Source organism: Aeromonas sp. 604443 (assembly GCF_049170315.1).
GTDB lineage: Bacteria > Pseudomonadota > Gammaproteobacteria > Enterobacterales > Aeromonadaceae > Aeromonas > Aeromonas veronii_A.
Window position 1 is genome coordinate 48,465 of sequence record NZ_JAAKMI010000018.1, and the last position, 10,565, is coordinate 59,029.

The 10,565-nt window shown below is 58.9% G+C and carries 10 protein-coding genes; 8 read left to right on the plus strand and 2 right to left on the minus strand.

The annotated features are described in order from the left end of the window. Window positions 1-33: 33 nt before the first annotated feature. Window positions 34-1,137: a phosphoribosylaminoimidazolesuccinocarboxamide synthase gene (locus G5380_RS18975; protein WP_040065098.1), complete on the plus strand. Its 1,104-nt coding sequence runs from the start codon at window positions 34-36 to the stop codon at window positions 1,135-1,137. A gap of 128 nt (window positions 1,138-1,265) precedes the next feature. Here the strand turns inward: G5380_RS18975 and G5380_RS18980 are convergent, their stop codons facing one another. Continuing rightward, window positions 1,266-1,868, minus strand: a complete 603-nt coding sequence (locus G5380_RS18980; RefSeq protein WP_421353016.1) for a short chain dehydrogenase — start codon at window positions 1,866-1,868, stop codon at window positions 1,266-1,268. Between the two features lie 97 nt (window positions 1,869-1,965). Between G5380_RS18980 and G5380_RS18985 the strand changes: the two genes are divergently transcribed. The 4 genes from G5380_RS18985 to G5380_RS19000 all read left to right on the plus strand — a co-directional run bounded on the left by G5380_RS18985 (window position 1,966) and on the right by G5380_RS19000 (window position 4,887). After that, on the plus strand, window positions 1,966-2,865 hold the full coding sequence (locus tag G5380_RS18985; RefSeq protein ID WP_421353017.1) for a LysR family transcriptional regulator: 900 nt from the start codon (window positions 1,966-1,968) through the stop codon (window positions 2,863-2,865). Window positions 2,866-2,936: 71 nt separating this feature from the next. Further along, entirely contained in the window at window positions 2,937-3,578 is a 642-nt protein-coding gene (locus G5380_RS18990) for a DUF2057 domain-containing protein (RefSeq protein WP_421353018.1), read from the plus strand. 71 nt (window positions 3,579-3,649) lie between these two features. Continuing rightward, on the plus strand, window positions 3,650-4,096 hold the full coding sequence (locus tag G5380_RS18995; RefSeq protein WP_216952913.1) for an HIT domain-containing protein: 447 nt from the start codon (window positions 3,650-3,652) through the stop codon (window positions 4,094-4,096). Window positions 4,097-4,185: 89 nt separating this feature from the next. Beyond that, window positions 4,186-4,887, plus strand: a complete 702-nt coding sequence (locus G5380_RS19000; protein ID WP_227341980.1) for a DUF3334 family protein — start codon at window positions 4,186-4,188, stop codon at window positions 4,885-4,887. 67 nt (window positions 4,888-4,954) lie between these two features. Here the strand turns inward: G5380_RS19000 and G5380_RS19005 are convergent, their stop codons facing one another. Further along, window positions 4,955-5,950, minus strand: a complete 996-nt coding sequence (locus tag G5380_RS19005) for a DUF2860 family protein (protein ID WP_421209986.1) — start codon at window positions 5,948-5,950, stop codon at window positions 4,955-4,957. A gap of 204 nt (window positions 5,951-6,154) precedes the next feature. On the opposite strand from G5380_RS19005, the gene arcB reads away from it, so the two are divergent. The 3 genes from arcB to G5380_RS19020 all read left to right on the plus strand — a co-directional run bounded on the left by arcB (window position 6,155) and on the right by G5380_RS19020 (window position 10,384). After that, window positions 6,155-8,467, plus strand: coding sequence for an aerobic respiration two-component sensor histidine kinase ArcB (arcB, locus tag G5380_RS19010; RefSeq protein ID WP_421209988.1), 2,313 nt, complete (start codon window positions 6,155-6,157; stop codon window positions 8,465-8,467). A gap of 33 nt (window positions 8,468-8,500) precedes the next feature. Next, window positions 8,501-9,865 (plus strand): dGTPase, encoded by a 1,365-nt coding sequence (dgt, locus tag G5380_RS19015; RefSeq protein WP_421209990.1) that lies wholly within the window; start codon window positions 8,501-8,503, stop codon window positions 9,863-9,865. Between the two features lie 315 nt (window positions 9,866-10,180). Further along, entirely contained in the window at window positions 10,181-10,384 is a 204-nt protein-coding gene (locus tag G5380_RS19020; protein ID WP_216952918.1) for a hypothetical protein, read from the plus strand. Window positions 10,385-10,565 lie beyond the last annotated feature (181 nt).

Here is a 10,565-nt window from a genome sequence, read left to right on the forward strand (position 1 = left end):
TTTACCCCCCACAAACAGGAAGTGTTATTAGCCATGAGTCTTGCAGATCAAGTATTGGCGGTGAATGACGATTTGCCGATCCGTACCGATAAACCTGTCCATTCCGGCAAAGTGCGCAGCGTCTACTGGTTGACCCCCGAAGACAGTGCCCGGCTCATAAAAGAGAAAGGCTATGATGTGCCGGCCGATGCGCCCCTCGCCCTCATGGTGATCAGCGATCGCATCTCGGCCTTCGATTGCATCTGGCAAGGTGTGGATGGCCTGAACGGCGTACCGGGCAAAGGGGCTGCGCTTAATGCCATCTCCAGCCACTGGTTCAAGCTGTTCAAGGAGAAGGGACTGGCCGACAGCCACATTCTGGATATTCCGCACCCCTTCGTCTGGATCGTGCAAAAAGCCCGTCCGGTGATGATCGAGGCGATTGCCCGCCAGTACATCACCGGCTCCATGTGGCGTGCCTACAAGGATGGCGAGCGCGAGTTCTGCGGCATCACCCTGCCGGAAGGGCTCAAAAAGGATCAGAAGCTGCCGGAAATCCTCATCACCCCGTCTACCAAGGGCGTGCTGAAAGGGCTGGATGGCGTGCCGGAAGCCGATGACGTCAACGTCTCCCGTGCCGATATCGAACGCCACTATAAAGGCTTCAACTTCAGCAAACCGGCCGACATCGACCGCTACGAAGTGCTGCTCAAAGAGGGCTTTAACGTTATCAGCGACGCACTGGCCGGGCTGGATCAGATCTTCGTCGATACCAAGTTCGAGTTTGGCTATGTCCACGATGCGGCGGGCAACGAGAAGCTGATCTACATGGACGAAGTGGGCACCCCCGACAGCTCCCGTATCTGGGATGGCGCGGCCCTGCGCGACGGTCAGATTGTCGAGAAGTCCAAAGAGGGTTTCCGTCAGTGGCTGCTCAACCACTTCCCGGATCCGGACATCCTGCTCAACAAGAACCGCATGCCGGAACGTTTTGCCCTGGCCCGCGACAACAAGCTGCCGACCGAAGTGATGATGGATATCTCCAACACCTATGTCGGGATCGCCGAGAAGATCATCGGCCACAAGTTGGCGCGTTCTGCCAATCCCAAGCAGGAGATCATCGAGGTGCTGCGCGATCAGTACGGTCTGATCGACTAAAGGTTGCTCTCTTTTTTTGTCGTCAACAAACAAACGTTTGCTAGTGGCGATGGAGAGAGGCAGAGAAACAGACGGGCCCCGCTATGGGGCCCGTTTTTATTGCTGGTCTGGCGGCAAGCGAGCGGCGATCAGCCGTTGACCCTGAACACCTGACCGGTCTGGATGCCCAACACCGACTTCTTGTAAGCCTGCGCCACCTTGGCGGCGGGCACCGGCAGGAACCCCGGGAAGAAGTCGGCGTATTTGTCCATCGACTCCTCCAGCACGGTAGGGCTCACCACATTGATGCGAAGGCCCCTTGGCAGCTCGCAGGCGGCCGCTTTCACAAAGTGATCGATGGCGCCGTTGACGGTGCTGGCGCTCACGCCCCAGTTGATCGGCTCCTCGCTCAGAATACCGCTGATCAAAGTGATGGAACCCTTGTCAGTCAGATAGGGAATGGCGGCTCGGGTCAGGTTGATCTGGCCCATCAGCTTGCTTTCCAGTCCCACCTGCCACTGCTCGTCGGTCATCTCGGTCAGGCCGTTGAAGGCCACGCTGCCACTGGCGACAACCAGTGCATCAAACTGGCCCACCTGGGCAAACAGCGCCTTGATGGAGGCGGGATCGCGCATGTCGACCGTGGCATCACCACGGCTGTGGCCGACCCGGATCACCTGATGATCTTTGGCAAGCAGTTCACTGACCGCGGAGCCGACGGTGCCGGAGGCACCCACAATCACAATTTTCATCTGCATCACTCCTGGTTGGGATATATCGATTCTAGCGCAACAGAAAATGTGAAAAAGCGCGTAAAATAAACCCATTGTTTCCATAATGGAGCTAATGATGGATATCGCCCATCTGGCCAGCTTTTACGAAGTGGTGCTGCGCGGCAGTTTCTCGGCCGCCGCCGATGCACTGGGGGTCAGCAAGGGGATGCTGAGTCGCCATGTCAGCGCGCTGGAGTCCTCCCTCAATGCGCAACTGTTGCAACGCACCACCCGCCGCCTCAGCCTGACCGAGGCGGGCAAGACCCTTTACCAGCAGGCGGGGGAGATCTTCGCGCTGGCGCGGCAAGCGGAGCAGGATATTCAGGCGCTGACCGAAGAGGATGGCGGCCGCCTGCGCTTTACCTGCCCGGTCAGCACCGGCGATCGCATTGTGAGCGAGCTGCTGGCCAGCTTTGCCGTGCTCTGCCCGAGAGTGGAGGTGGAGCTCAACTTCACCAACCAGATGGTCGACATGAGTCAGGGGGAGAACGATATCGCCCTGCGCGCCATGAACGAGGTGCCGGACAATCTGGTCGCACTTCCTCTTGGCCGACTCAAGGATGTGGTGGTGGCAAGCCCCGCGCTGGTGGCGCGCGAGGGGCGTCTTGCCACTCCCTATGAGCTGAGCGGGCGCAGCTGCCTGTTGCAGGGGCACAATCCGGCCTGGGAGCAGTGGCACTTTATCCGTGAGGGGGAAGAGGCCCACATTCTGGTGCAGGGCAAGGTGCGGGCCAACCACTACAGTACCGTGTTGCAACTGGCGCGTGCCGGTATGGGCTATGCCAAGTGCCCGCTGATGCTGGTGGAGTCGCTGCTGATGGCAGGAGAGCTGGTGACCGTGATCGACGAGTGGCAGAGCGGTCTGCATCAGCTTCATGTGTTGCATGCCCAGCAGCGACGGGTGCCGCGCAAGATCCGGCTGTTCAAGCAGGTGTTGGCCCAGTGGTTTGCCGAGCGACCCCACTACCTGCTCTGAGCGGCGTTATTTTTCTGTCATCTTCGGCTGCTACCTTGCGCCCATCATCGGCATCAGGAAGATCAGCGGGAATGAAGAACAATAGAGGGTTGACCGGGTTTGTGCTGCTCTGTGCAGTGTTGGGGGCTGGCAGTGTGCAGGCCATGGTGGAAGTGAAGGTGCCGGAGAATTTCCGCATCCTCGCGGTGAGCAACGGCACCTTGCAGGATGAGCAGCATGCCACCCTGGCGGATGGCGAACAGCAACTGCTGGTGCGTTTCGAGGGGGTGATCCCCAGCCGCAGCAGCAGCGAGAATGATCGGCAGGTACGCTCCGAGCCGCAGGTGGTGCGCTATCAGGGCAGCAATCAGCATTTGCAGCTGACGGCCAGCGTACCGGGAGACGAGCGGGGGATGCAGGCGTATGCCAAGGCTCCTGTGGTGACGTTGCAGGAGAATGGCCGCGCGCTTGCCATCCAGCAGGATGCGCTGGTGACCAGCGGCATGCTGCTCGGGGTGGATTGGAACGGCAAACTGGCTGAATACAATCGCAGCGGCGGCAAGGCAGCGCTGACGGCGGGAGCAATATCCGCACAGCCAACTGCCACGATCGCCAGCGGGGCGAAACCCGTTGTGGTTGCCAGCGAGCTGGAAGGGCAGTTGCAGCAGCTGTTCCTCAAGGCAGACCCGGCCCTGCGCAAGCGCTTTATCGGTTGGGCCGTGCCGCAGCTTTAAGTTTGTCGCCCGTTGCAGTAACGTGGGCATCCCTGTCGGATGCCCTCTTCATCGTACTCAACGAGGTGTTCATGTTTGAATTGCATTCCCGCCTGCAGGCAGATACCTGCTGGCTTGGCGATCTACCGCTCTGTCGCGCCCTGCTGGCCAAAGACAGTCAATACCCCTGGCTGATTCTGGTGCCGCGAGTGGCCAACCTGCGCGAGATCCACCATCTGGCACCGGAGCAGCAGCAACAGCTGATGCAGGAGTCCTGCGCCGTCGCCGCCCTGATGGAGCAGGCCCTCAGTCCGGACAAGATCAACATAGGGGCGCTGGGCAATCTGGTGCCACAGCTGCACATTCACCATGTCGCACGTTTCGCCACCGATGCTGCCTGGCCCGGCCCCATCTGGGGGGCTCATCCGATCGTGCCTTATGAGCCACAGGTGCTGGCGCAGCAGGCCGACAGATGGCGTGACCGGCTCGCCAAGCTGAGCGGTTTTACCCCTGCGGCTGCTGATAACGGCGTCAACTGAGAGGCGTGTCGCTATTTCAGTCTTCGGGCCGCGCCATCTGTTAGAGTTATGGTATAGATAAGCCCATTCTCGATGTTCAGGAAGGTCCCATGATAGTGACAAGAGCCGATGATGACGTCGTGTTGACGACTGAGGATGTACTGCTCAGCCTGTGCAACTCGGTGACCGATGTGTTGAGTGCCGCGACCATGAGTCAGGTGCGGTTTTCCGGCATGGTGCAGCGGATCAGCAAGACCTGCCTCAAGCCGGATATCGGCTGCTTCGTGCTGTTCGATGGCGGTTTTTCCGGTCTGGTGGTGATCAACTTCTCCGCCGCTGCCGCCATGGAGTTGTACGAGAGCTACATGCTGAGCATGGGACTCTCCAAGGAGGATCTCGCCATCTCCCATACCTCTGACGAGGTGAGCAACGTGATGGGCGAACTGATGAACCAGATCGTTGGCAGCTTTACCGTCAAGGTGGGCCGGGATTTGCAGACTCACATTACCCAGAACCAGCCGAAGATGCTGGCCCTCAACAAGCAGGTGATGCTGAGCGTCGATACCAATCTTGACAGTCCGGAGTCCCGCCGCGTCACTTTCTTCACCGCCCGCAACAACATCTTCTATCTGGAGCTGGCGATGGACAAGACCGAGTTTATTCGCATTCACAATGAGGGGATGGAGCACGAGGAGCTGGATCCTGACGCCCTGATCGCCCAGGCCAAGCAGGATGCCGCCAAGCCGGCCCCGGCAGCCGCTGCGCCAGCCAGTAATGATCACGATGATCTGCTCGACTCTTTGGGTATTTGAGGCAAATGCCGGATAGCAACAAGGCCACCTTCGGGTGGCCTTGTTGTATCGGTGCTCACAACCGTTATTAGAAGTTGTAGAGCAGGCCGGTGTTGAACATCACCGATTCAGAATCGTAGAAGTTGATGTCGGAATCGGACTTGGCGTAGCCAGCGGTAAAGGTTGCCGAGAGCGGTGCAATACCGAACAGGCGGTGCCAGAAGAAGGTACCGGTCAGGGCAAACTCGTCGGAGTCGGCTTTTTTGTTACCAAAGTCAGGGATTGGGTTGGCTTCATCATATTTGGTCTGACCCAGATAGAGGTTGCTGACGAAGGACCACTGGGATGCCCGCTTGCCGTAGGTCAACTGGAGGCCGTTGCTCTTGTAGCTCTGGGCGCTGCCGTCCAGGTCAGCCTGACGGTGGATGAAAGCCGGCTCCAGCACCTGACCGGCTGCCAGCTGCCATTTGTAGGAGAGGTCGAGGGCGTGGATCTTGCCGTTGCGATCCAGCTTGGCCGCCGTGTCGGCACCATACTGGCTGCCACTGCGCTCTTCATCGACTTCGATGTTGCGGGTGGTCAGGCTGCCGAAGAAGTTGCTGCCCCAGATATTGTCCCAGGCGAAGCGCACCCCTTTTGACTTGATATCGGTCGACTGGCGATCGACGCTTACGGCGAAGGGATCGCTCCACTGCTCGGTTGGCATGGCATTGAAGACCACGGAGCCGGCCACTGTGCCCTTGTTGCTCATCTCCTGGCGGATACCGAGTTGCTGGGTGAAGTCGAAACGGATGGCATCCTGGATCAGGTTACCGAGGAAGACCTGGGTGCGGGTATCGGCAAAGGTGTAACGGATATCTGCGTTGAGCAGCGGGGCGACGGCGGAGCTGCTCTCTGCACTGCCCAGTCCGCTCAGTCGACGATTTTCGTCGTCACCGCTGTAAAAGTTGGATTCGTAATTGATGACGTTGACGCCGCCAAGCAGGAAACCGGACCAGCCCGATTTGTTGGGAATGGTTCCCAAATCCGCATATGCACTATTTGCGACCAGCAGGCCCAGACCAAGCAGGGTAGTGTTGCGCATCAGATAACTCCTAAATTAAACGCGTTTAAATTACCAGGTGGGCGATTATAGGGGGCCACCCTTAATGGCAACTGACAGAATTTCATCAAATATCCTAACTCACTCATTTCACTAGGCGAATCGTTAATTAATTGTGCGAGATAAGAAGAGTTCAATTCTCTGTGCTGGTATTCTGTTCGCGGATATGGGGGAGAAAATAACAAGATGAAGCAGATTAAATCCTGGGCACAATATTACGTCGATCTGATGACCAAGCTGGGACTGGTGCGCTTCAGCATGTTTCTGGCGGCTGGCATCATAGTGCTGGCTGTCGCCATCCAGATGGGGGTGACCCTGTTCCTGCGCGGCAATATTGATGTGATCGACTTCGTGCGCTCGGTCTTCTTTGGCCTGCTGGTGACCCCCTGGGCGGTCTATTTTCTCTCCATCGTGGTGGATCAGCTGGAGGATTCCCGTCAGCGATTGAGCCGGATGGTGCGCAAGCTGCAGGATATGCGCGAGCGGGATCTGGAGCTCAACAGTCAGTTGCAGGAGAACATCAGTCGCCTCAATGCCCAGATTGCCGAGACCAACCGGGCCGAGGCACTGCGTCTGCAGGCCATCGAGGATCTCGAGAACGAGGTGTTCCAGCGGGAGAAAGCCCAGCTTCATCTGGGGGAGCGTACCGCTCTGCTGCGCTCCTTTATCGACTGTTCCCCGGATCTGGTCTACTACCGCAATGAGGATGAGCAGTTCTCCGGTTGCAACCGCGCCATGGAGGAGCTGACCGGCAAGGCGGAGAGCGAGCTGATTGGCCTCACACCTTTCGATGTCTACAAGCAGGAGATCGCCAACAAGGTGGTGGAGACCGACAAGCAGGTCTTTGCCAGCAACGAGCCGCTCACCTACGAGCAGTGGCTGGAGTATCCCGATGGCCGTAAAGCCTACTTCGAGCTGCGCAAGGTGCCCTTCTTCGACCGCTTCGGCAAGCGACTCGGCCTGCTCGGTTTTGGCCGCGACATCACCGAGCGCAAGCAGTATCAGGACAAGCTGGAGAAGGCGAGCCGCGACAAGACCACCTTTATCTCCACCATCAGCCACGAGTTGCGCACCCCGCTCAACGGCATTGTAGGGTTGAGCCGGATGCTGATGGATACCCCGCTCGACCCGAGCCAGCGCCAGCAGCTCAAGACCATTCACTTAAGTGCGGTCACCCTCGGCAACATCTTCAACGACATCATCGATCTCGACAAACTCGATCGGCGTCGGCTTGAGATCGCACCAACCCGGATCGACCTGCCTGCCTTCCTCGACGAGCTGGAGACGCTGTCGCGTATTCAGGCGGAGCAGAAGGGGCTCTATCTGCACTTTGATCGCGATGGCGACATGCCGCAGTTCGTGATGGCGGATGGCACCCGACTGCGTCAGGTGCTGTGGAATCTGGTGGGCAATGCGGTCAAGTTTACCGATGAGGGGGGGGTCACCGTGCGTTGCCTCTCCCATCCTGCCGACGAGCCGGGCAAGCTGGCCCTGCACTTTGAGGTGGAGGATACCGGCATCGGTATCCCGCGCGCCCAGCAGGAGAAGATCTTCGCCATGTACTATCAGGTGCAGGGCAAGAAGCACGCCACCGGCACCGGCATTGGCCTCGCGGTCTCCCGTCAGCTGGTGCAGGCGATGGGCGGCCAGCTCTATGTGGACAGCGAGCCGGGCGAAGGCTCCTGCTTCACTGCCGAATTGGAAGTGGCTTGCGCCGAGCCTGTGTTGCCAGAGCAGGAGGAGGAGATGCCTTCCCTCGATATCCTGCTGGTGGAGGATGTGGAGCTTAACGTGACGGTGGCCTGCGCCTTGCTCAACAAGCTGGGTCATCAGGTGCAGGTGGCACGGGACGGCACCCAGGCGTTGGCGATGGCCAACCCGGATGATTTCGACCTCATTTTGCTCGATATCCAGCTGCCGGACATGACCGGCTTCGATGTGGCGAAAACCCTGCTGGAGCGTTATGGCGACAGCCTGCCACCCATGGTGGCACTCACCGCCAACTCAACCGGCGATCGCCAGTACTACCGGGATCACGGCATGCAGGATGTCATTAACAAGCCGCTTGGCTCCAAAGCGGTGCGGGAGGTGATTGGTCACCTGTTTGCCGATCTGGCCGAGGATGAAGCGGACGAGCAAGCTGATGCGGGCAATCAGGATGCCCTGCTGGATATTCCCTTCCTCACTGATTATGCCGATACGGTGGGCAAGCCGGTGCTGCTCTCCAGCGTCGAGCTGTTCGAGAAGATGATGCCGGACTACATGGCGGTGCTCGACTCCAACATGATCGCCCGGGATCAGGCGGGGGTGGTGGAGGAGGCACACAAGATAAAAGGGGCGGCAGGCTCCATTGGCCTGCGCCGATTGCAGCAGACGGCCCAGCTGATCCAGAGCCCGGATCATCCCGCCTGGTGGGAAAACGTGGAAGACTGGATTGAGACGCTGCGCCGCGAATATCCGGGCGATATCGCCCGTCTGCGGCGCTGGTTGCTGTCTTGAGTCTGATGGAAGTTGCTGGCAAGGAGCTGCGAGATGTATAGCCGTTTGATTACCCCCGCGCGCATCCACCCTTGGGGGAATGAGGAGCTGCTGGAGGCGACCGAGCAGGATCGCGCCCGTATCGTGCAGGCCGCGCCGGTGCGTCGGTTGCAGCAGAAGACCCAGGTCTTTCCGCTCGATGTGAAGGCCTCGGTGCGCAGCCGTCTCACCCACTCGCTGGAGGTGCAGGAGACCGGCCGCCAGATCAGCCGCCGCATTCTGGCTGCCTTGCCAGCAGGCACGGTCTGCGAAGGGGCTTTTATCAATCTGGTGGAGATGTCCTGCCTGCTTCATGACGTGGGCAACCCGCCGTTTGGCCACTTTGGCGAGCAGGTGATGAGCCAGTGGCTCGGCGAGATGCTCGATCCCCTCTATCAGCAGGCGCTGGCGCAGCCACCTTCGGCCCAGTGGGCTGAATTGCGTCAGGATCTGCAACTGTTTGATGGCAACGCCCAGAGTCTGCGGCTGGTGCACAGCTTGCACGAGCTCAACCTGACACTCGGACAACTGGCGGCGCTCTGCAAATACCCGCAGCAGCCGCAACCCGGGGTGAGCTATGGCCAGCATCATGGCTGGAGCAGCAAGCGGGGCATCTTCTTCAGTGAGCAGCCGCTCTACCGCGCCCTCGGTCAGAGCCTGGGTCTGGCCCCCGGCTGCCGTCATCCGCTGGTTTACATCATGGAGGCGGCCGATGACATCTCCTACTGCATCGCCGATCTGGAAGATGCGGTAGATCGGCGGATCCTGACTCAGGGTGAACTGCTGGCGGCGCTGCGAGCTGCTGACCAGAGTGACTACATGGGCACCTTGCTGGATGAGGCGCTGGCTTCTGGTCGGGGCTTTTTCCCCCATTTTCGCCAGCAGCTGACCCGGGATCTGGTGGCGTTGGCGGCGCAGAGCTATGTCAGCGAACATCAGGCCATTTTGCAGGGATCCTATCCGCAAGCGCTGCTGCACGGTCAGGCGCCGGCGGCGCGGGTGCTCGATATCCTCAAGCGGGTGGCCCGTGAGCTGGTCTTTATGCGCCCCGAGGTGGAAGCGCTTGAGCTGGAGGGGTATGCGGCGCTGCGCGGGGTGCTGACCAGTTATGCCTGCCTGTTGTCGCTGCCAGCGCCACAGTTTGCCCGTCTGCTGGCCGGGGAGGGGAGTCAGACGCTTTTCTTTGCGCGCCGCCTCTATCACCGTCTCTCGGCCCGCCATCTCAAGGCCTATCGATTGGCGATCGCCACCCCGGATCCGCGCTTTGCCTGCCAGAACGAGCAGGAGTGGTATTACCGGGTGCGGCTGCTGCTCGATTATGTCAGCGGCATGACGGATACCTATGTACTGGAAGAGTACCGGCTACTCTCGGGGATCTGATGCCCCAGGCTCCCTGTCGGGCAGCATAAAATGCCGTAAAAACGTTTAAAAAGGAGTCGCAAGAGGCTTGTTTTAAATTCGGATATTTTTTAGACTTCTGCAACCTGTTCAACTTTTACTCGGTAAGGAGATGAAAATGCAACATCTGATGCTCAATTTTGCATTCTCTCGCGGCACTGCGTGCGGCGTGAAATCTCGTGCTCTTTTACCGCGTGGCGTAAACAGGTAACTCCTGTCTTTTTATCACCCGCGGTTCGTCCCGCAGGGTGATATCCACTTTCTCCGGGAGAACCGCATGTTCAACTGGAGAATGTCATGTCTATCGAACTGATTTTACTGCGTGGTGTCGAGTCTTTGGTTCAAAAACGGATCGCCCGGGTTGAGCGTCGCCTCGCCGTGGTCAGTCTGTCACCTGCCCTGCTGAAAGATATTGGTCTGGAAGGGTTTGAGGGACAGATCGCCCATATCCGCGAAAGCGAGTATCAAACCGGCTTTCGGCTCGGGAATCGAATAACCTGATCCATAGGGGAGGGTAAACGCTCTCCCCGTGGTGATGTGGCAGGCGTAATGCCTGCCATTTTTGTGTTTGCAGGTTGATTTTTTATTCACTTTTCTGTGCCCCGGCACTATCCTCTCTGCCCCGTTTGTGACAGATGCGTATGTTTTCTCGCCTTGTTCCGCCAGGATCGGCAAGATTAGA